We start from the raw sequence: 19010 nt of genomic DNA, 5'->3' as shown, positions 1-19010 counted from the left end.
AGGCCTAAGACTCATGCGTCGTCCCGCTCTCATCGCCGCCACCCTGCTGCTGGCTCCGCTGGCCGCCTGCTCCACCGTCAAGGAAGCCGTCAAGGGTCCGGAACTGGCCCCGGTCGGCTATCCCGCCGCCCTGGCCCCCATCCAGCAGCAATATGTCTCGGCCCGCGAACCGGCGCCGCAGGCGGCTTCGGCCAACTCGCTGTGGCGGGTCGGCGCGCGCGCCTTCTTCAACGACCAACGCGCCAGCCGCGTCGGCGACATCCTGACCGTGATGATCGACATCGACGACAGCGTCGACACCAAGAACCAGACCGCCAGCTCGCGCGCCGCCACCACCAAGGCCGGCGTCCCGCACCTGCTGGGCCTGGAGTCGAGCCTGGGCAAGGTGCTGCCGGGCGGCTTCGACCCGGCGAAAGCGCTGGAAACCGGCTCGACCACGACCAATTCGGGCGCGGGCAGCATCAAGCGATCCGAGAAGATCAGCCTGACCATCGCCGCCGTGGTCAGCCAGGTTCTGCCGAACGGCAACATGATCATCCAAGGCACCCAGGAGGTGCGCGCCAACGCCGAGCTGCGCCAGCTGACCGTGGCCGGCATCGTGCGTCCGGAGGACATCTCCTCGGCCAACACCATCCGCCACACCCAGATCGCCGAGGCCCGCATCAGCTACGGCGGCCGCGGCGACATCAGCCGCGTGCAGAAGACCCCGGCCGGCCAGGCGCTGATCGAGAAGTTCTCGCCTTTCTGAGGACGATCCGAAGAACGGCCTTCACGGGCGCGGCGACCGCGAGGTCTCCGCGCCCGTTTCGCTTTCAGGAGCCATTCAGGTCCAAGCCGCGTTGATCGGGCGAGGAGGACCTCTCATGCCGTCTCGCGCCGTCGCCCTTGCCGCCCTGATGCTGACCGCCGCCCTCGCGGGTTGCGCCCACGAGAAGGTCGGCGTCGCCGGATATCAATGGGCATACCTCGCCGAGACGGGAGAGGAACCGCGCCTGGCCTACGGGCGTCCCAACAGCGACGACGTCGTGCTGATGATGCGTTGCCATCCTGGACGAGACGACATCGCGATCTCCGCCGTCGGCCTGTCCGGCGGCGAGCTGGTCCTGGCCTCGGGACGCGGCGAAAGCCGCTTCGGCGCCGCTCGGATCGACGACGCGATGAGCGAGGGCGGACTGATGGAGGCGCGTGGCTCGGCCAAGGCGCCCGCCCTAGAGGGGTTTCGCAAGTCGGGCGATCTGGCGCTGCTCAGCGGAGGCGAGCGACACAGCCTGGCGGCGGGCTCCGCCGACCGAGGCCAGGTGCGCGCCTTCTTCAAGGCCTGCGGGGTCTAGGCCCGGCGGCCGGCTCCCGCCGCGCTGACATTGTCCATGCCCAGGGCCGACAGAGCGCCGCGCAGGATACCCTCGGCGTCGAGACCTGCCTGGGCGTACATGGCGTCGGGCTTGTCCTGGTCCTGGAAGACGTCGGGCAGGCACAGGGTGCGGATCTTCAGGCCGCGATCCAGCGCGCCATGCTGGGCCAGGGCCTGCAGCACGAAGGCGCCGAAGCCGCCCATGGAGCCCTCCTCCACCGTGACGATCGCCTCGTGCTCGCGCGCCAGACGCAGCAGCAGGTCGAGGTCCAGCGGCTTGGCGAAGCGGGCGTCGCAGACGGTGGCCGACAGGCCGCGCGCGGCCAGCAGGTCGGCCGCCTTGAGGCTCTCCGACAGGCGCGTGCCGAACGAGACGATGGCGACACTGGTCCCCTCGCGGACGATCCGGCCCTTGCCGATCTCCAGCGGGTCGACATTGGCCGGCATTTCCAAACCCAAGCCCTCGCCACGCGGATAGCGGAAGGCGCTGGGGCGATCGTCGATCGCCGCGGCGGTGGCGACCATGCGGGCCAGCTCCACCTCGTCGGCGGCGGCCATCAGCACCATGCCGGGCAGAGCGCCCATGAAGCCGATGTCGAAGCTGCCGGCGTGGGTCGGACCATCCGCGCCGACCAGACCGGCGCGGTCCATGGCGAAGCGGACCGGCAGGCCCTGGATCGCCACGTCGTGGACGACCTGGTCGTAGCCGCGCTGCAGGAAGGTCGAATAGATCGCCGTGAACGGCTTCATGCCGTCCGCGGCCAGGCCCGCGGCGAAGGTCACCGCGTGCTGCTCGGCGATGCCGACGTCGAAGGTGCGCTCTGGGAACGCCTTGCCGAACAGATCAAGGCCCGTGCCCGACGGCATGGCGGCGGTGATGGCGACGATCTTGTCGTCCTTTTCCGCCTGCTTGATCAGCTCCCGAGCGAACACCTTGGTGTAGCTGGGCGGGCCGCCGGCCGACTTCTGCTGCTGGCCGGTGACGACGTCGAACTTGACCACCGCGTGCAGCTTGTCGTCCGCGCCCTCGGCCGGGGCGTAGCCCTTGCCCTTCTGGGTCACGCAGTGAACCAGAACCGGCTTGTCGGCGAAGGCCTTGGCGTTCTTCAGCACGCTGACCAGGGCGTCCATGTCATGGCCGTCGATCGGGCCGACATAGTGGAAGCCCAGCTCCTCGAAGAAGGTGCCGCCGGTGACCATGCCCCGGGCATATTCTTCCGCCTTGCGGGCCGCCTCGCGCATCGGGCTCGGCAGCTTCTCGACCACTGTCTTGCCCAGCTTACGAACCGAGCGGTAGGCGCCGCCCGAGACCAGGTTGGCCAGATAGGCGCTCATGCCGCCCACCGGCGGGGCGATCGACATGTCGTTGTCATTGAGGATGACGATCAGGCGCTTGGTCGTATCCGTCGCCGCGTTCATCGCCTCGTAGGCCATGCCCGCGCCCAGCGAGCCGTCGCCGATCACGGCGATGACGCTGTTGTCCTCGCCCTTGGCGTCGCGCGCGGCGCAGAAGCCCAGCGCCGCCGAGATCGAGGTCGCCGCGTGAGCCGCGCCGAAGGGGTCGTATTCGCTCTCGGCCCGCTTGGTGAAGCCCGACAGGCCTCCGCCCTGGCGCAGGGTGCGGATACGATCGCGTCGCCCGGTCAGGATCTTGTGCGGATAGGCCTGGTGGCCGACGTCCCAGATCAGAATGTCCTTAGGCGTCTCGAACACGTGGTGCAGGGCCACGGTCAGCTCGACCACGCCCAGGCCCGCGCCCAGATGCCCGCCCGTCACCGACACGGCGTCGATGGTCTCGGCGCGAACCTCGGCGGCCAGCTGTTTCAGTTCGCCGACGGACAGACCTCGCGTGTCGGCGGGCGAGGCGATCGTGTCGAGCAAGGGCGTTTTGGAAGACATGTCGGAAGAAAGCGCGGTCAGTTGCGGCGGTCCAGTACGAAATCAACGCTTTCGCGGAGATGTTCGGCCCGCTCGCCAAAAATTTCGAGATGGGAGCGGGTCTGTTCGGCGAGAAGGGTCACCCGATCCTTCGCCGCGTCCAGTCCCAGCAGGGTGACGTAGTTGGCCTTGCCCTTGGCGGCGTCCTTGCCGCCGGCGGCCTTGCCCAAGGTCTTTTCGTCGCCCTCGGCGTCGAGGATGTCGTCGACGATCTGATAGGCCAGGCCCAGGTCCTGGGCGAAGGCCATCAGGGCGTGGCGCTCGGACTCCTTGGCGCGGGCGATGATCAGCGGGATCTCGAAGGCGAAGGCGATCAGGGCCCCGGTCTTGAGCCGCTGCATCCGCGCCACCGCGCCCAGGTCGTCGCGGACGCCCAGGATGTCGATCATTTGACCGCCGACCATGCCCCGCGCGCCGGATGCGATGGCCAGCTTGCGCACCAACTCCGAGCGGATGTGAGCATCGTCGTGGGTGTCCGGGTGGGCCATGATCTCGAAGGCCGCCGTCTGCAGGGCGTCGCCGGCGAGAATCGCGGTCGCCTCGTCATATTGCTTGTGCACGGTCGGACGGCCGCGACGCACGTCGTCGTCGTCCATGGCCGGCAGGTCGTCGTGGACCAGGCTGTAGGCGTGGATGCACTCCAGCGCGCAAGCGGCCCGAAGCACCGGCCGCTCGGCCAGGTCGAACATCTTGCCCGTTTCCAGCGCGAAGAACGGCCGCAGGCGCTTGCCTGGCCCCAGCGCCGCGTAGCGCATCGCCTCGGTCAGGCGGCTTTCCGGACCATCCGCGCGCGGCAGCAGTTCGTCGAGCGCGACCGTGACGATGTCGGCGGCCTGCACGATCCTTCTGGCGAGGTCGGTCAAGGGCGGCTCCCCTCGATCTTCGGCTGGACGCCGCTCATCAATTGAACTCGGCCGCTTCGGCGGCGACGGCTCCGCCCTGCCCCAGGACGATCTTCTCGACCTTCAGGCGCGCGGCCTCCAGCTTCTTCTCGCAGTGGGCCTTCAGGGCAGCGCCGCGCTCGTAGATGTCGATCGAGCGCTCCAGCGGCGCCTGACCCGATTCCAGCTCGGCCACGATCCGTTCCAGCTGCGCCAGGGCTTCCTCGAAGCTCAAGGCGGAGATGTCGGCGGAAGGGTTCGTGACGTCGGTCATTGCAACTCTCAGGTGTGCGAGCCTAAGCCTAGTGGCCCGCAAGCTCATCGACAACGGCCTAGAGCTTGCCGCCAGTTAAGGGAAGAGGGTTTGAACTCACGCGCGGTGGAAGCGCTTGATGCTCCAGTAGCCGTGGCCCTGGTCGACAAGCTTGGTCAGCCCGCGCGTCTTGAGGGCGTCGGCGATCATCCAGTTAAAGAAGCCGTGGGCCAGCACCAGCACATCCTGGCCGGAGTCCGAAAGCTCGATCAGCAGGTCCGCGGCCTGCCCCGCCCGGGCCTCGGCCGCCTTCCGCGTCTCCTGGCCGCCGTGATTGTCGAAGAACCACCACCAGAAGCGAGCGAAGAAGCCCAGGCGCTTGGGCGACATGCGAATCCAGGTCGGCCACGGCGGCGGCGGCAGCGGGGCCTCGATGAAGGTCGGATCGGTGGCGAAGGCCCGCTCGCCCACCACCGCCCGCGCCGTCTCGATCGAACGACGGCGGGTCGAGGCGATGATCACGTCGGCGGTCTTGGCCAGCTCCACGAGGCTTGGCGGAGGAATCTGGCCGTCCTTCAGACCACCCTCCTCGTAGCGCGCCCACCACAGCCCGTATTCGGGCGCGTTGAGACGCACCTTGCGCGACAAGGCGGGTTCGCCATGGCGGGCCAGGGTGATGACGCCCGGGCGGGCGATGGGGGGTGCGTGGTCGGCGGTGACGTCGGCCATATTGAGGAGAAGACGGTGGGACCGTCCTCTCGTTCCTCCTGGAAAAGCGTACGCGCGACGGCGGCGAACGCCCCCGCGCCGGACGGTCGTAGCCCCCCTGGCGCGGCGACACAACCCGCGCCGGCGCGGGTTGAAACCCGTCAGCCCGCCTTGCGGGCGGGTGGGGCCTTGGCGTTCAGGACATTGGCGTCGCCCCACGCCTTGAGCGCGCAGATCACCGGCTCGAGGCTGCGCCCCTTGGTCGACAACGCGTACTCGACGCGAGGCGGGACCTCGGCATAGACGGTGCGGACGATCAGACCATCGCTTTCCAGCTCGCGAAGCTGCTTGGTGAGCATCCGCTGGGTGACGGCGCCCAACCGGCGCGCCAGCGCGTTGAAACGCATCCGTCCGTCCATCAGGTGGTAGAGGATGACGCCCTTCCACTTCCCGTCGATCAGGCTCAAGGCGGCTTCGACGCCGCATTCCTTGGGGTCTTCCATTCTCGGCCCTACAGTATCCAAATGGGTACTACATACAAAAAATGACCGTACTTGCGAAGATCGTATCTTAGAGTGATCTCCTCCTCGCGGTTCGAGACCGCCGCCCTTTTTGGAGACCATCATGAAGATCGTCGGCTTCCGCGAGCTGCTGCCCGCCACCGATCCCAACGCCCTGCTCGATCTCGAAGCGCCTGCCCCCTCGCCGAGCGGCCACGACATCCTGGTGCGGGTGAAAGCCGCCTCGGTGAACCCGGTCGACACCAAGGTGCGCGGCCGCGCCCAGCCCGCCCCTGGCGAGGTCCGGGTTTTAGGCTTCGACGCCGCCGGCGTGGTCGAGGCCGTCGGCGAGGCCGTGACCCTGTTTTCGCCCGGCGACGAGGTCTTCTACGCCGGCGCCATCGGCCGCCAGGGCTCCAACGCCGAGCTGCAGCTGGTCGACGAGCGCATCGTGGGCCGCAAACCCAAGAGCCTGGACTACGCCCAGGCCGCCGCCATGCCGCTGACGTTCATCACCGCCTGGGAACTGCTGTTCGATCGCTTCGGCGTCGCGCGCGACGGCGGCGAGGGTCAGACGCTGGTGATCATCGGCGGCGCCGGCGGGGTCGGTTCGGCCATGATCCAGCTGGCGCGCAAGCTGACCAAGCTGAACGTGGTGGCCAGCGCCTCGCGGGAGGAAACCCGCCGCTGGGTTCAGGATCTCGGCGCGCACCAGATCTTCGACCATACCGAGCCGCTCGACCAGGAGCTGGCGCGTCTGGGCCTCGAGGCTCCGGCCTATATCGCCTGCCTGACCCACAGCGCCCAGCACTTCCCGCAAGTCTCGGAAGCGATCGCTCTGCAAGGGAAGATCGGGATCATCGAGGCCGACGGCGACCTCGACATCCGCCCGCTGCACCATAAGGCCGCCTCGATCCACTGGGAGTTCATGTTCGCCCGCCCGCAGGGCACGCCGGACATGATCGAGCAGCACAGGCTGCTGAACACAGTCGCGGATCTGGTCGATCAAGGCGTCCTGCGCACCACCCTGACCCAGGTGGTCGGCAAGATCCGCGCGGCCGACCTGTTGGAAGCCCATCGCATCGTCGAGAGCGCCCGCACCATCGGCAAGGTGGCGCTGGAAGGCTTCTGACCGTTGAAGGGCCCGGTCATGGCGGCTACTCAAGTCGCCATGACCGACACGCTCCGCCCGGATCGCCTTCGCAGGGCAACCATCGAGGACGCCGACGCCCTGTCTAGCCTGGGCGCGCGCACCTTCACCGAGACGTTCGCGCACCTCTATCCGCCCGAGGACCTGGAGACCTTCCTGGCCTACGCTTACGGCCTTGAGCGGACGCGCAACGATCTGGCAGATCCCGACAAGGCCTCGTGGATCCTGGAAGACGAGGACGGCGAGGCGATCGGCTACGCCCTCGCCGGCTCCTGCGACCTACCGCATGACGACGCTAGGCCGGATCATGGCGAGCTCAAGCGCATCTATGTGCTCAAGACCCATCAAGGCGGCGGGCGGGGCTCGCGTCTGCTGAACACCGCCCTGGAATGGCTGGAGAAGGACGGCCCCCGGCCCCTGTGGATCGGCGTCTGGTCCGAGAACTTCGGCGCGCAGCGGCTTTACGGCCGCCTGGGTTTCGAGAAGGTCGGGGAGTACCATTTCCCCGTGGGCGAGACGCGGGATCTGGAGTTCATCCTGCGACGGGGGTGACGAGTCTTTCAAAATCCTCCCCCTAGCGGGGGAGGTGTCGGCTCGAAGAGACGACGGGGGGGGGAAGAGGCAAGCTCGGCAAAACTTCCCCCTCCGGCCCTTCGGGCCACCTCCCCCGCTAGGGGGAGGATTGGATTGCGTCGGTCCGCGATCGCCGCCATTCTCTCGAACAACCGTTCGAAAGCCGCGCCGATGTTCCTTCGCTTCTTCTCCGAGCTTCGCCAGGCCAAGGTCCCCGTCAGCCTGCGCGAGTACCTCCTGCTGATGGAAGCCCTCGACAAGGACGTCATCGACCGCACCGTCGAGGACTTCTATTTCCTCTCGCGCGCCAGCCTGGTGAAGGACGAGAAGAACCTCGACAAGTTCGACCGCGTATTCGGCCACGTCTTCAAGGGCCTGGAGACCGTCAGCGAAGGCCTGACCGCCGACATTCCCGAGGAATGGCTCAAAGCCCTGACCGAGAAGTTCCTCACCGACGAGGAGAAGGCCCAGATCGAGGCCATGGGCGGCTTCGAGAAGCTGATGGAGACCCTGCAGGAGCGCCTGCGCGAGCAGAAGAAGCGCCACGAGGGCGGCAACAAGATGATCGGCTCGGGCGGCACCAGTCCGTTCGGCAACAACGGCTACAATCCCGAGGGCGTGCGGATCGGCCAGGACAAGAGCCGCCACGGCCGGGCGGTGAAGGTCTGGGACAAGCGCGAGTACAAGAACCTCGACGACTCGGTCGAACTCGGCACCCGCAACATCAAGGTCGCCCTACGCCGCCTTCGCAAATTCGCCCGCACCGGCGCGGCCGACGAGCTTGATTTGAACGGCACGATCAAGGGCACGGCCGAGAAGGGCTATCTCGACATCCAGCTACGCCCCGAGCGGCGCAACGCCATCAAGGTGCTGATCTTCTTCGACATCGGCGGCTCGATGGACGGCCACATCAAGCTCTGCGAGGAGCTGTTCAGCGCGGCCAAGACCGAGTTCAAGAACCTGGAGTTCTACTACTTCCACAACTGCCTCTACGAGACGGTCTGGAAGGACAACAAGCGCCGGCACACCGAGAAGATCCCGACCTTCGACGTGCTCCACAAGTTCCCGGCCGACTACAAGGTCATCTTCGTCGGCGACGCGACCATGAGCCCCTACGAGATCACCTATCCGGGCGGCAGCGTGGAGCACTGGAACGAGGAGCCCGGCGCGATCTGGATGCAGCGGGTCACCGACATCTATCAGAGCTGCGTCTGGCTCAATCCCACGCCCGAGCGGCACTGGGACTACACCCAGTCGATCGGGGTGATGAAGCAGATCCTGTCGGACCGCATGTATCCGCTGACGCTGGAAGGCCTGGACAAGGCCATGCGCGAGTTGGTTCGCGGCTGAGGACGCTAACCGGGAGCTCGCTAGTAGTTACACATTGCGTAAAAACGCAACAACTCGTCGGGAGGGATCCGGGCCCCCGCGACGCCCCTCGCGAGCGATTTGCATTGTACGGATCGATCTTGACGCTTGCGCCAAATTCGAACGGTCGTAAGAGTTCCCCACGGGTAAAGGGGATTATCTAGTGAGTCCGACGACCGAAGCCGCCGCCTCCGTCGAAGCCGAGGGCGCGGAAACCGAAGCCGCCACCAAGAACCTGGTGTTCATCGCCGCCGAGCGTCTGTTCGCGTTGCATGGCTTCCAGAACGTTTCGGTGCGCGACATCACCGCCGCCGCGGGCGTCAATCTGGCCTCGGTGAATTATCACTTCGGCTCCAAGGACGCGTTGCTGTTCGACATCTTCAAGCGGCGCACGGCCGAGCTCAACCGCGAGCGGGCCAAGATGCTGCACGAGGCCAACGACCGGAACGGCGGCTCGCCGCCGCTGCGCGAGATCCTGGCCGCCCTGCTGACTCCCCCCCTGCGCTGGCTGGCGCCGGACCACGAACGCCGCATCTCGCTACAGTTCCTGATCCGCGCCCGCAGCGAAGGCACCGACGAGATCCGCCAGGTGCTGAAGACCGACGTCTCGCACCTGCGCCGCTTCTCCGACGCCCTGCTGGGCGCGCGTCCCGACCTGTCGCCGGAAGAGGTCTATTGGCGCCTGCACTTCACGCTGGGCATGCTGCACAACAACCGCTTCGCCGAGTTCGACCGGCTGAACGTGCTGTCGGAAGGCCAGACCAGCGAAGCCGACGTGTCCGCGTTGCTCGAGCGGATGCTCAACTTCGCCGAGGCCGGCTTCCGCGCTTAAGCGTTACGCGGGAACCCAAGTCTTGGTCGTGCTTTTGGGTTCGACATGGGACGGCTGCGCATCCTGCACGAGACGCGGTATTACTATGAGCGGCCGGTGAGCTTCGGCGCTCAGCGGCTGATGCTGCGACCACGCGACAGCCACGCCCTGCGGATCGTCGAGGCCTCCCTGCGCCTGTTCCCGCCCGGCGACACGCGCTGGAGCTACGACGCCAACGGCAACTGCATCTGCATCTTCCAGCCGAACGGCAAGGCCGACGCCATGCGGGTGGCCAGCGAGCTGGTCATCGACCGCTACCCCGCCCCGCTGGTCCCCCAGCGGATCGAGAACCCCGACACCCTGACGCCCATCGTCTATTCGCGCGAGGACCGCGCGACGCTGGAGCCGTTCATCGCCCCGGTGACCGATGATCCCGACGCCGTGCTGCTGCGCTGGCTGCGCGGTCTGGCCAGCCACAAGGACGAGCCCGCCCTCGCCTTCCTGCTGCGGGTCAACGACCTGATCCATAAGCAGTTCGAGTACCGCGCCCGCGACGAGGCAGGCGTCCAGACGCCCGTGGAAACCCTTCGCATGCGCAGCGGCGCCTGCCGGGACCTGGCCTGGTTGATGGTCGAGGGCCTAAGACGCCTGGGCTACGCGGCCCTGTTCGCCACCGGCTACATCCACTCGCCCAACGCCAAGATCCGCGGCGCGGGCGCCACCCACGCCTGGTGCGAGGTCTTCCTGCCGGACCTGGGCTGGCTGGAGTTCGACCCGACCAACGGGTTGGCCGAGTCGCCCGACCTGATCCGCGTCGCCGCGACGCGGACGCCCGGACAGGCTCTGCCGGTGTCCGGGGCGATCCTCGGCGATCCGGGCAAGTCGCGCCTGCAAGTCTCGGTGGACGTGCGACTTATCGATGAAATCGGCCACGCGGCGTGATAATGGTTAACGGCATATGGGAGAAACGGCCATGACCAGCGGCTTCCAGAACCAGAACCCGATGACCAACCTCTGCTTTCCCAAGGCCGAGCCCAAGCCTCAGCACGGCCAGACGCCGGACAAGGCCTGCGTCAAGCTGAAGGAAAAACGGACCTTCCAACCCCGCCCGGGTCACTGACCCCCGCCCACGGACGCTTCGGTTCGCTAGACCCGCGTTCCGCGCGGGCGTAACACGCCCCCCGTGCCCGATCTCCATCCAGAGCCCCCAGCGCCAAACCCCCAGGCCTTAGAGCCCCAGGCGTCCCCGCTATCGACACGGCTGGTTTCGATCGCCGTGGCCAGCGCGCTCTTGATGGAGTTCATCGACTCCACGGCGCTGTCCACCGCCCTGCCGACCCTGGCCCGGGCCTTCGCGGTGGATCCGATCCATCTGAAGCTGGCCCTGACCTCCTACATCCTGGCGCTGGCGGTCTTCACCCCCGCCAGCGGCTGGGCGGCCGAGCGGTTCGGGGCGCGGCGCGTGTTCTTGTGGGCCATGGCCGTGTTCCTGCTGGGCTCGGCGCTGTGCGGGCTGTCGCGCAATCTGGAAACGCTGGTGGCCTCGCGCATCATCCAGGGCCTGGGCGGGGCGATGATGACGCCGGTGGCGCGACTGATCGTGGTCAGCGCCGCGCCCAAGGCGCGGCTGCTGTCGGCGATGGGCTGGTTCACCATGCCCGCCTTGGTCGGACCGCTGATCGGCCCGCCGATCGCCGGCCTGGTGCTGAGCTTGGCCGAGTGGCCGTGGATCTTCTACATCAACCTGCCGATCGGCCTCCTGGGCGCGATCGCCGTGCTGCGGTTCGTGCCGCGAGGCCAGCCCCAACGGGATCTGGGACGCTTCGACACCCTCGGCTTCGCGCTCTCGGCGGCCGCGATCAGCGGCCTGGTCATCGTGGCCGAAACCGCGGGCGTCGGCCTTCTGCCCGTCTGGCTCCAGGTCGCTCTTTTGGTCGTCTCCATCGCTTGCGGCCTTGTCTATCTAAGGGTTTGCTGGCGGACCGGCCGGCCGATCCTGGACCTTTCCCTGCTGCGCTATCCCACCTATCGGGCCAGCCTCGTGGGGGGCGCCCTGGTGCGGCTGGGCATCGGCGCCACGCCGTTCCTGATGCCGCTGCTCTTGCAAGTGGCCCTGGGCTGGAGCCCCTTGAAGGCCAGCTTCGTCACGCTGACGACCGGCGTCGGCGTCCTGATCGCCCGCCCTTTCGCCGCCGCGGGGCTCCGACGCTTCGGCTTCCGAACCTCGCTGGCGGTGTTCGTCACCCTGACGGCGCTGTTGACCGCCGCGCCCGGATTCTTCACCCCGGAAACGCCGATGGTGGTGATGATGGCGGCCCTGCTGCTGGGAGGCTTCTGTCGGTCGAACCAGTTCATCGCCATCAACACCATCGCCTATGCCGACGTGCCCGAGAGCAAGACCGCCTCGGCCTCGACCCTGTCGGCCGTCATGCAGCAGGTCGGCCTGGCCCTGGGCGTCAGCTTCGGCGGCGTGATGCTGCACCTGGCGCGCGGCTCGGACGGCGCCCTGACGCCGGACCGCTTCGTGTTGCCGTTCGTGGCGATCGGCGTGGTCACCCTGCTGGCCCTGCCCGTCTATCTGGCTCTGGACAAGGACGCCGGCGCGACGATCAGCGGACGCGCCAAATCGGCCTAGGGCGGATCGACGTAGAAGGCAGGGATCAATTCCCGCCTTCCTGGGCCTTATGCCCAGGAAGGCGAGTTGAACCTGGCTTGGAGATAGATCCGCGCTCAGCCCTTCCGTCGCCGCCCGCCGCGGGAGTGTCCAGCGGTCATCGGGTCGGGCTTGACGGGCGGAACCCAGCCCTCGGGCTTGCGCGGCACGGGCTGGTCGGTGCCCAGGCCCATTCGCCCCGGAACCTGGCGCTGGAAATAAGACGCCTGTGGCGACGCCTCGACGTCGCGCACCAGGGCGCTGTGCTGGATGGAGAGAATGTGGTCGCGCAGCTTCGCCGCCGCCTCGAAATCCTCGGCCGCGACGGCCACTTCTAGCTGCGTCTTCAGCTCGTCGAGATGGGACATCGCGCTCTCCGGGAACAGGTTGCTCCCAGAGAAACGCGCGAATCCGGGTTTAGGCGCGCGCGGCGGCGATGCGGGCGCGGGCGATCTCGTCGGCGACCAGGTTGGCCGGACGCTTCTCGGCGATCGACTGGTCGATCACCTCGGCCAGGGTCTGGGCCAGGCGATCGAGCTTGGCGGCGACCCAGTCGCCGTCGAACGAACCGCCAGCCTCCAGGCCGCGGATCTCGGCGGCCACGTTGATGATGCCGCCGCCGTTGATCACATAGTCGGGGGCGTACAGCAGGCCGCGCTCGAACACGGCCTGGCCGATCGTCGCGTCGGCCAACTGGTTGTTGGCGGCGCCGGCGATGATCTTGGCCTTCAGGCGCGGCAGGGTCGCGGCAGAGATCGCCCCGCCCAGGGCGCAAGGCGCGAAGACGTCGGCCTCGACGTCGAAGATGGCGTCGGTCGGCACGATCGTCGCGCCGGTCTTGGCGACGACCGCTTCGAGGGCGGGCTGGTTGACGTCGGCGATGGTCAGGCGCGCGCCGGCGGCGTGCAGCTTCTCGGCCAGATAGGCGCCGACGTGGCCGACGCCCTGGATGGCGACGTGGACGCCGTTGAGGTCGCGGTTCAGGGCGCGCTCGACGCACAGGCGCACGCCCCGGAACACGCCCTCGGCCGTCACCGGCGAGGGATCGCCCGAGGCGGCGGCGTGGCCTTCCAGGCCGGCGACGAAACGGGTGGTCTTGCGGGTGCTTTCCAGGTCGGCCGGCGAGACGCCGACGTCCTCGGCCGTCCAGTACTTGCCAGCCAGGCTGTCGACCGCCCGACCGAAGGCCTCGAACAGTTCCGGCGTCTTCTGGCTGCGGCTATCGCCGATGATCACGGCCTTGCCGCCGCCCAAATCGAGCTCGGCCATGGCGTTCTTGTACGACATGCCGCGCGACAGGCGCAGGGCGTCGGTGATCGCCGCGTCCGCGCTGGAATAGTCCCACATGCGGCAGCCGCCGGCGGCCGGGCCGCGGGCGGTGGAGTGGATCGCGATGATCGACTTCAGACCGGTTTTTTCGTCGAAGAAAGCGTGAACGCCTTCGTGTCCCTCGAAATCGGGGGAATCGAACAAGGTCATGCCGTCGGTCTCGTGTCAGCCAGAATGAATGTGGCGCGGGGTTTACGCCCCCTCGCCGCCCCGAACAACCCTCAAGGCTGGCGACGCGACATCTTGCGCTTGGCGGGCTTGGGCGGGTCGAGGGCGGTCATGGCCGCGACCGACGTGGGGATGGCGGGCGCGCCCGACGGCGGCCAGACGGCCGAGGGGTCGCGCAGGAACGCCTCGGCGTCGCTCCAGACCTTTTCGGCCTGCCGATCGACCAGCAGCAGGTGATAGCCCTCGGCGTAGTAGGCGGTGCGAGCCTGGGCCGGCAGGCGACGCACCGCCTCGACCGTCGGCTCTCGCGGGATGATCTGGTCGCGGGCGCCATAGAACCAGGCGGTCGGAACGCGGATCTGGTCGGCCGAGCGCCAGCCCCGCTCCATCAGCCCGACCAGGCCGTAGATCGCGTCGGACCGCGCGCCCCAGATCATCAGAGGATCGCGGCCCATGCGGCGCAGCTCGTCGATGTTGTCACTGGCCATGATGTTCCGCGCCAGCCAGTCTGGCGGCTTGACCACCCATTCGCCCATCAGGTGCGCGGTGGCCCACAGGCTGATCCGGTTCGGCAAGGGCTGGTTCGACCAGCCCCAGACCGCCGGGGCGAACAGCATCAGCTTGTCGACGGGCGGCGGATCGCTCGAGGCCATGGCGCAGATGGCCAGCGCCCCGCCCATGCTGATCCCGGCCAGGGCGACCTTGGCGTTCGGATGCCGCTCGCGAACCGCCGCCACCAGGGCGCGCACGTCCTCCAGCACCAGATCGTTCGGCGCCCAGACCCCGCGCTCGGGCGAGCGTCCGAAGCCTCGGACATCCAGGGCGTAGGTCGCGATCCCCCGCTCCGCCCACCAGGCCGCCGCCAGGTGATAGGCGTTGGCGTAGTCGTTCATGCCGTGCAGGCCGACCACCACCCAGTCCTGTTCGCCGGCCGGCAGCCAGCGCATCAGGCCCAGCCTCGCGCCATCGAAGCTGACGAAGGCGTCGTCCAGCAGCCTTGGCCCGCGAAAACCGAGGGCGGCGAGCTCCGGCCGCTGCGCCAGCGGCGCGCACGCGGATAGGCCCAGGGCCGAGGCGGTCAGGATCAGCGCGCGGCGGTTCATGTCCCGAGGATTTCCGCGATCCGCTGGCGAAGATAAGGCGTCACCTCGGCCTCGAACCAGGGATTGCGCTTCAGCCAGGCGGTGTTGCGCCAGGACGGATGCGGCAGCGGGAGGACGTTCGGCCCGAAGTCGCGCCAGGCGGCGATGGTGTCGGTCATGGTCTTGCCGGTCCGTCCCGGCAGCGCCCAGGCCTGGGCGTAGCTGCCGACCAGCAGGGTCAGCTCGATATTCGGCAGTTGCTCCAGCAGCCGCGCCCGCCAGGTCGCCGCGCAGCGTGGCGGCGGCGGATAATCGCCGCCCTTCGGATTGGTGCCGGGAAAGCAGAAGGCCATCGCCGCGACGCCGATCTCGGGGCGGCCATAGAAGGTCTCGCGGTCGATCCCCATCCACTGGCGCAGGCGCACGCCCGACGGATCGTTGAACGGCAGGCCGGTCTCATGCACCAGCCTTCCTGGCGCCTGGCCGGCGATCAGGATGCGGGTCTCCTCTCGGACCCGCGTCACGGGCCGAGGCGTGTGCGGCAGGTAGGGCGCGCAGGCCCGGCAGGCGGCGATGTCGGATAGGAGCGCGTCGAGCGACATGCAGCCGATTTAGGCGCCCGCGCCCCTCCGCCCAAGGGCTGTCGTTCGAGGATCAGTCCTCGTCGCCGGCGACCTCGTCCTCGAAAGTGGTCGGATCCCCCTCCATCCGCAGGCGGATGCGGTAGACGCCGCGGAATTTCTCGGGGTTGGTCGGCTTGTTGTGGCGCAGGATCATGACCTTGCCCTCGCGGGCCAGCTCGATGGCGTTGGTGCGCACGTGGCCCAGGATCTGCTGCCAGCGCTCCGGCTGGATCGCCTTGGCGACATTCATGGGGTCGATCGACTTGCCTTCCGGCAAGGCGGCTAGTTGGGACAGGATCGTGTCTTGGATCGGGCTCGTCATGCGCGCTCCCATGCCATGGATTGTCAGCAGAGGCGAGACCGACGCCTTGCACGCCATCGCCGAGCCATCTAACTGAACATCGATAAGGTCGAGGGGAGCACCATGGACGGCGGCAACGAAGTCATCGGCGGACCGCGCCTGATCGAGACGGGCGACTGGGCGGGCTGGCGGACCTGGTCGGGTCTCGATCCGTTCGAGGACCAGTCCGGGCCCTTCTATTTCCGCGAGGGCGAGGACGGCCGCGTCACCACCGCCTTCCGCGCCGAGAAGAAGCACATGAACGGCGGCGGCTTCATGCACGGCGGCTGCATGATGACCTTCGCCGACTTCTCGCTGTTCGCCATCGCCTGGAAAGAGCTGGCCGACAGTCGCGCGGTGACCGTCAGCCTGAACGGCGAGTTCGTCGGTCCCGCTCGGCCCGGCGATCTCGTGACCGCCACCGGCGAGGTGGTGCGCGCCGGCGGATCCCTGCTGTTCGTGCGCGGCCTGGTCTCGACCGGGACCGGCCCGATGCTGAACTTCTCGGGCGTGATCAAGAAGATCCGGGCGCGGTGAGAAGATGCTCCCCCGCGATGCGGGGGAGCTGTCACGAAGTGACTGAGGGGGCGAACGCGGCTTAGGCCCAGCTTGCCCCCTCCGGCCCTCTGGGCCACCTCCCCCGCATCGCGGGGGAGGATCTCAAACCCCCGCCTTCGCGGCCGGACGCGCCATCATCGCCGTCAGCCAGCGGTTCACGTGGACCAGCTCCTCGGACGGCCGGAAGCGGACCATGCGCGCGAAGTCGATGCCCGTGACCGCCAGGATGTCGGCGATGGTCAGGCGATCCGCGGCGATGAACTCGCTCTCGGCCAGGCGGCGGTCGAAGACCTTCAGCGCGCGCTCGGCCGCCTTGCGGTTGGTCTCGGCGATCTCGGGGACCTGGGTTTCGATGGCCGCCAGCGCCGGATGGCTATGGCGCACGGCCATCATCAGCGGCGTCGACAGCAGCATCTCGGCCCGCCGCGTCCACATCTCGATCACCGCCGTCTCCAGCGGGTCGCGGCCGAACAGGTTCGGCTCGGGATAGAGGCTCTCCAGATAGCGGCAGATCGCCACCGACTCGGTGATGCAGGTGGTCTCGTCAATCTCCAGCGCCGGCACGTTGGGCAGGCCGGCCTTGGCCAGATAGTCCGCTTGGCGGTGCTGGCCGCCGAAGATGTCGACATCGACGATCTCGATGTCCTCGATCCCCTTCTCGGCCATGAACCAGCGCACCCGCCGAGGATTGGGCGCGCGACGGCTGTCATAGAGCTTCATGGAGTCCTCCCTTTGCCTAGGAGAATGCGCTGCTTCCGCTACGGCAGAGAAGCCCTTCCCCTCGATGGGGAAGGGTTGGGATGGGGTGATCGCTGAATCTCGGCCGCGACGCGCTCGGCCACGAGGTAAGGGTTGCCAAACGCCTCCCCATCGCGAACGCGCATGACCCGATAGCCTTGCTCGGCAAGCCAGGCATCACGCGTGGCGTCACGCAGTTGGGCGTCGGGATTGTCATGCCAGCCGCTGTCGACCTCGATGACTAGCCGGGCGGAGTGATGGGCGAAGTCCACGACATATGGCCCAATTGGAGCCTGTCGTCGGACGTGAAGATCAAGGGCGCGGAGGGCTTTCCACAAGGCCCGTTCGCTCGCCGTCATGTCGTTGCGGAGGCGGCGAGCCCGTTTGACGGCGCCAGCGGCATGCCTTGGCCTCGGCGTTCCATCGGACATGCTGTCACCCCATCCCCAACCCTTCCCCATCAAAGGGGAAGGGAGAAGATGGAGCAACTTTTAGTTGATCACAGCCCGAACAGCGACCGCGGCATCAGGCCGATCAGCGAGCCGGTCAGGCAGGTGGCGAGGAAGCCGGCCATCATCGCCTTCCACACCAAGCTCAGCACCTCGGCGCGCCGCTGGGGCACCAGCACCGAGAAGCCGGCCACGTTCATGCCGACCGAGCCGATGTTGGCGAAGCCGCACAGCGCATAGGTCATGATCATGCGGGTGCGCTCGTCCAGCGACGTCGCGCCCACCTTGGCCATCTGGATGAAGGCGGTGAACTCGGTGAGGATCAGCTTCACGCCCAGCAGGCCGCCGGCGGTCCCGGCTTCCTTCCACGGCACGCCCATGGCCCAGGCCAGCGGCGAGAAGATCACGCCCAGGCCGCGCGCGATGCTCAGCGGCTGGCCGCCGACGTCCGGCATGGCGCCCAGGATCTTGTCGACCATGGTGGCCAGGGCGACGAAGACGATCAGGGTGGCGCCGACGTTCAGCGCGATCTGCAGGCCGTCGGTGGTGCCCTTCATGACCGCGTCGATCGAACTGCCGTAGCTCTTGTCCTCGGTGGCGAGATCAAGGTCCGCGCCCTTCTCCATCGGGTCCGAGGGGACGATGATCCGCGCCAGCAGCACGCCGGCCGGGGCCGAGATGATCGAGGCGGTCAACACGTGGGCGGCGGCGTTGGGCAGCACGTCGGCCAGGATGGTGGCGTAGGCGACCATGGTCGAGCCCGAGACGCAGGCCATGCCGACCGCGATCAGCATGAAGAGCTCCGAGCGGCTCAGCTTGTCCAGATAGGCCCGGATGAAGATGGGCCCCTCGATCTGGCCCATGAAGATAGTGGCGGCGGTGGCCAGGGCCGGCGGGCCGCGCAGGCCCAGCGTCCGCTGGAACAGGAGGCCGAAGCCCTGGGCCAGCCACTTCAGGATCTTCCAGTGCCACAGCAGCGCCGACAGGGCGCAGACGACCAGGATCACCGGCAGGACGCGGAAGGCGAACAGGAAGCCCGCGCCCGGATTGCTGACCGGATAGGGCTGGTCGCCGCCGGCCAGGAAGCCGAACACGAAGGCCGTCCCCGCCTGGGTGGAGGCGGCCAGGCCCTCGACCGCGCCGTTGACGCCCTGCATCAGCTTCTGCGCCTGCGGCAGGCCGAACAACACCAGGACCAACAGCACCTGGACGACCAGGGCGGCGACGGCCAGCACCCAGGGGAATCGCTTGCGATTTTCGGAGACCAGCCAGCAGAGGCCGAGGGTGAGCGCCAGACCCGCCAGGGCCTGAACGTTCTCGGGACGAAACATCAAGACGAAGACCTTACAAAAGGGCGACGCCCCCGCGACGCCCGCCAAGGGGCGAAATGACACCAAGACGCCCGTCGCACGCAAGCGGCTTGCTTAGGAAATGGTTAAGGACCTCGCCAAAAGCCTAAGTCATAAGCCGCTTACCCGCCGCGCCAGCGAACGCGGCCCTGGCGCGGCCCGGTTGTTTCAGGCCGGAAATCCGCCTT

At 67.9% G+C, this 19010-nt stretch carries 23 protein-coding genes; 10 read left to right on the top strand and 13 right to left on the bottom strand.

Going from position 1 to position 19010, the window contains the following annotated elements:
• Window positions 1-13 precede the first annotated feature (13 nt).
• Together flgH and J2728_RS18175 are read left to right on the top strand one after the other, a co-directional pair.
• The gene (flgH, locus tag J2728_RS18180) at window positions 14-748 is read left to right on the top strand and encodes a flagellar basal body L-ring protein FlgH (protein WP_310001415.1); all 735 of its coding nucleotides are present in this window, start codon (window positions 14-16) and stop codon (window positions 746-748) included.
• Window positions 749-863: 115 nt separating this feature from the next.
• The gene (locus tag J2728_RS18175) at window positions 864-1331 is read left to right on the top strand and encodes a hypothetical protein (RefSeq protein WP_310001413.1); all 468 of its coding nucleotides are present in this window, start codon (window positions 864-866) and stop codon (window positions 1329-1331) included.
• Here J2728_RS18175 and dxs read toward each other — a convergent pair.
• From dxs to J2728_RS18150, 5 genes are all read right to left on the bottom strand, one after another.
• Window positions 1328-3250: a 1-deoxy-D-xylulose-5-phosphate synthase gene (gene dxs, locus J2728_RS18170; RefSeq protein WP_310001411.1), complete on the bottom strand. Its 1923-nt coding sequence runs from the start codon at window positions 3248-3250 to the stop codon at window positions 1328-1330. The two genes, J2728_RS18175 and dxs, sit on opposite strands and share 4 nt — an antisense overlap.
• A gap of 17 nt (window positions 3251-3267) precedes the next feature.
• Window positions 3268-4152: a polyprenyl synthetase family protein gene (locus tag J2728_RS18165; protein ID WP_310001409.1), complete on the bottom strand. Its 885-nt coding sequence runs from the start codon at window positions 4150-4152 to the stop codon at window positions 3268-3270.
• A gap of 37 nt (window positions 4153-4189) precedes the next feature.
• Window positions 4190-4444, bottom strand: a complete 255-nt coding sequence (locus J2728_RS18160) for an exodeoxyribonuclease VII small subunit (protein ID WP_310001407.1) — start codon at window positions 4442-4444, stop codon at window positions 4190-4192.
• A gap of 96 nt (window positions 4445-4540) precedes the next feature.
• The gene (locus J2728_RS18155) at window positions 4541-5152 is read right to left on the bottom strand and encodes a histidine phosphatase family protein (protein WP_310001405.1); all 612 of its coding nucleotides are present in this window, start codon (window positions 5150-5152) and stop codon (window positions 4541-4543) included.
• Window positions 5153-5292: 140 nt separating this feature from the next.
• On the bottom strand, window positions 5293-5634 hold the full coding sequence (locus J2728_RS18150; RefSeq protein ID WP_310001404.1) for a winged helix-turn-helix transcriptional regulator: 342 nt from the start codon (window positions 5632-5634) through the stop codon (window positions 5293-5295).
• Between the two features lie 121 nt (window positions 5635-5755).
• Between J2728_RS18150 and J2728_RS18145 the strand changes: the two genes are divergently transcribed.
• The 7 genes from J2728_RS18145 to J2728_RS18115 all read left to right on the top strand — a co-directional run bounded on the left by J2728_RS18145 (window position 5756) and on the right by J2728_RS18115 (window position 12168).
• Window positions 5756-6763 (top strand): zinc-binding alcohol dehydrogenase family protein, encoded by a 1008-nt coding sequence (locus J2728_RS18145; protein WP_310001402.1) that lies wholly within the window; start codon window positions 5756-5758, stop codon window positions 6761-6763.
• 39 nt (window positions 6764-6802) lie between these two features.
• Entirely contained in the window at window positions 6803-7333 is a 531-nt protein-coding gene (locus J2728_RS18140; RefSeq protein ID WP_310001401.1) for a GNAT family N-acetyltransferase, read from the top strand.
• A gap of 192 nt (window positions 7334-7525) precedes the next feature.
• Window positions 7526-8704 (top strand): vWA domain-containing protein, encoded by a 1179-nt coding sequence (locus J2728_RS18135; RefSeq protein ID WP_310001604.1) that lies wholly within the window; start codon window positions 7526-7528, stop codon window positions 8702-8704.
• A gap of 181 nt (window positions 8705-8885) precedes the next feature.
• The gene (locus J2728_RS18130; protein WP_310001399.1) at window positions 8886-9554 is read left to right on the top strand and encodes a TetR/AcrR family transcriptional regulator; all 669 of its coding nucleotides are present in this window, start codon (window positions 8886-8888) and stop codon (window positions 9552-9554) included.
• Between the two features lie 45 nt (window positions 9555-9599).
• Window positions 9600-10475 carry a transglutaminase family protein gene (locus tag J2728_RS18125; RefSeq protein ID WP_310001397.1) on the top strand — a complete coding sequence of 292 codons (876 nt, stop codon included), beginning with the start codon at window positions 9600-9602 and terminating at the stop codon, window positions 10473-10475.
• A 31-nt stretch (window positions 10476-10506) separates the two neighbouring features.
• Window positions 10507-10653, top strand: coding sequence for a hypothetical protein (locus tag J2728_RS18120; RefSeq protein WP_310001394.1), 147 nt, complete (start codon window positions 10507-10509; stop codon window positions 10651-10653).
• 63 nt (window positions 10654-10716) lie between these two features.
• Window positions 10717-12168 (top strand): DHA2 family efflux MFS transporter permease subunit, encoded by a 1452-nt coding sequence (locus J2728_RS18115; RefSeq protein WP_310001391.1) that lies wholly within the window; start codon window positions 10717-10719, stop codon window positions 12166-12168.
• Window positions 12169-12263: 95 nt separating this feature from the next.
• Here the strand turns inward: J2728_RS18115 and J2728_RS18110 are convergent, their stop codons facing one another.
• The 5 genes from J2728_RS18110 to J2728_RS18090 form a co-directional block, all read right to left on the bottom strand.
• Window positions 12264-12554, bottom strand: coding sequence for a UvrB/UvrC motif-containing protein (locus J2728_RS18110; protein WP_310001390.1), 291 nt, complete (start codon window positions 12552-12554; stop codon window positions 12264-12266).
• A gap of 49 nt (window positions 12555-12603) precedes the next feature.
• Window positions 12604-13665 carry a Leu/Phe/Val dehydrogenase gene (locus tag J2728_RS18105; protein WP_310001387.1) on the bottom strand — a complete coding sequence of 354 codons (1062 nt, stop codon included), beginning with the start codon at window positions 13663-13665 and terminating at the stop codon, window positions 12604-12606.
• 71 nt (window positions 13666-13736) lie between these two features.
• Complete coding sequence (locus J2728_RS18100; protein WP_310001385.1) at window positions 13737-14786, bottom strand: alpha/beta hydrolase; 1050 nt, start codon at window positions 14784-14786, stop codon at window positions 13737-13739.
• Window positions 14783-15367 (bottom strand): uracil-DNA glycosylase family protein, encoded by a 585-nt coding sequence (locus J2728_RS18095; RefSeq protein ID WP_310001384.1) that lies wholly within the window; start codon window positions 15365-15367, stop codon window positions 14783-14785. The genes J2728_RS18100 and J2728_RS18095 overlap by 4 nt, the downstream gene beginning before the upstream one ends.
• 52 nt (window positions 15368-15419) lie before the next feature.
• Window positions 15420-15710, bottom strand: coding sequence for a DUF3253 domain-containing protein (locus J2728_RS18090; protein ID WP_310001381.1), 291 nt, complete (start codon window positions 15708-15710; stop codon window positions 15420-15422).
• A 102-nt stretch (window positions 15711-15812) separates the two neighbouring features.
• On the opposite strand from J2728_RS18090, the gene J2728_RS18085 reads away from it, so the two are divergent.
• A complete protein-coding gene (locus tag J2728_RS18085) occupies window positions 15813-16265 on the top strand; it encodes a PaaI family thioesterase (protein WP_310001379.1) in 453 nt (150 codons plus the stop codon).
• A gap of 123 nt (window positions 16266-16388) precedes the next feature.
• On the opposite strand, the gene J2728_RS18080 is transcribed toward J2728_RS18085, so the two are convergent.
• The 3 genes from J2728_RS18080 to J2728_RS18075 form a co-directional block, all read right to left on the bottom strand.
• A complete protein-coding gene (locus J2728_RS18080) occupies window positions 16389-17006 on the bottom strand; it encodes a glutathione S-transferase family protein (RefSeq protein WP_310001376.1) in 618 nt (205 codons plus the stop codon).
• 38 nt (window positions 17007-17044) lie between these two features.
• Window positions 17045-17455: an endonuclease domain-containing protein gene (locus J2728_RS22360; protein WP_404979795.1), complete on the bottom strand. Its 411-nt coding sequence runs from the start codon at window positions 17453-17455 to the stop codon at window positions 17045-17047.
• Between the two features lie 68 nt (window positions 17456-17523).
• Window positions 17524-18804, bottom strand: coding sequence for a NupC/NupG family nucleoside CNT transporter (locus J2728_RS18075; protein WP_310001375.1), 1281 nt, complete (start codon window positions 18802-18804; stop codon window positions 17524-17526).
• Between the last annotated feature and the right edge of the window lie 206 nt (window positions 18805-19010).

This window comes from Caulobacter segnis (assembly GCF_031454995.1).
Classification (GTDB): domain Bacteria; phylum Pseudomonadota; class Alphaproteobacteria; order Caulobacterales; family Caulobacteraceae; genus Caulobacter; species Caulobacter segnis_E.
Note: the sequence above shows the minus strand (reverse complement) of the source record. Positions and strands in the feature narration are given on the sequence as shown.

Bases quoted from the DNA above. Each gene is read 5' to 3' on its own strand.
- J2728_RS18095 (WP_310001384.1), bottom strand. From the start codon at position 15,367: ATGTCGCTCGACGCGCTCCTATCCGACATCGCCGCCTGCCGGGCCTGC.
- flgH (WP_310001415.1), top strand. From the start codon at position 14: ATGCGTCGTCCCGCTCTCATCGCCGCCACCCTGCTGCTGGCTCCGCTG.
- J2728_RS18125 (WP_310001397.1), top strand. From the start codon at position 9,600: ATGGGACGGCTGCGCATCCTGCACGAGACGCGGTATTACTATGAGCGG.
- J2728_RS18100 (WP_310001385.1), bottom strand. From the start codon at position 14,786: ATGAACCGCCGCGCGCTGATCCTGACCGCCTCGGCCCTGGGCCTATCC.
- J2728_RS18145 (WP_310001402.1), top strand. From the start codon at position 5,756: ATGAAGATCGTCGGCTTCCGCGAGCTGCTGCCCGCCACCGATCCCAAC.
- J2728_RS22360 (WP_404979795.1), bottom strand. From the start codon at position 17,455: ATGTCCGATGGAACGCCGAGGCCAAGGCATGCCGCTGGCGCCGTCAAA.
- J2728_RS18110 (WP_310001390.1), bottom strand. From the start codon at position 12,554: ATGTCCCATCTCGACGAGCTGAAGACGCAGCTAGAAGTGGCCGTCGCG.
- J2728_RS18105 (WP_310001387.1), bottom strand. From the start codon at position 13,665: ATGACCTTGTTCGATTCCCCCGATTTCGAGGGACACGAAGGCGTTCAC.
- J2728_RS18120 (WP_310001394.1), top strand. From the start codon at position 10,507: ATGACCAGCGGCTTCCAGAACCAGAACCCGATGACCAACCTCTGCTTT.
- J2728_RS18150 (WP_310001404.1), bottom strand. From the start codon at position 5,634: ATGGAAGACCCCAAGGAATGCGGCGTCGAAGCCGCCTTGAGCCTGATC.
- J2728_RS18135 (WP_310001604.1), top strand. From the start codon at position 7,526: ATGTTCCTTCGCTTCTTCTCCGAGCTTCGCCAGGCCAAGGTCCCCGTC.
- J2728_RS18175 (WP_310001413.1), top strand. From the start codon at position 864: ATGCCGTCTCGCGCCGTCGCCCTTGCCGCCCTGATGCTGACCGCCGCC.
- J2728_RS18085 (WP_310001379.1), top strand. From the start codon at position 15,813: ATGGACGGCGGCAACGAAGTCATCGGCGGACCGCGCCTGATCGAGACG.
- J2728_RS18160 (WP_310001407.1), bottom strand. From the start codon at position 4,444: ATGACCGACGTCACGAACCCTTCCGCCGACATCTCCGCCTTGAGCTTC.
- J2728_RS18080 (WP_310001376.1), bottom strand. From the start codon at position 17,006: ATGAAGCTCTATGACAGCCGTCGCGCGCCCAATCCTCGGCGGGTGCGC.
- J2728_RS18140 (WP_310001401.1), top strand. From the start codon at position 6,803: ATGACCGACACGCTCCGCCCGGATCGCCTTCGCAGGGCAACCATCGAG.
- J2728_RS18155 (WP_310001405.1), bottom strand. From the start codon at position 5,152: ATGGCCGACGTCACCGCCGACCACGCACCCCCCATCGCCCGCCCGGGC.
- J2728_RS18090 (WP_310001381.1), bottom strand. From the start codon at position 15,710: ATGACGAGCCCGATCCAAGACACGATCCTGTCCCAACTAGCCGCCTTG.
- J2728_RS18075 (WP_310001375.1), bottom strand. From the start codon at position 18,804: ATGTTTCGTCCCGAGAACGTTCAGGCCCTGGCGGGTCTGGCGCTCACC.
- dxs (WP_310001411.1), bottom strand. From the start codon at position 3,250: ATGTCTTCCAAAACGCCCTTGCTCGACACGATCGCCTCGCCCGCCGAC.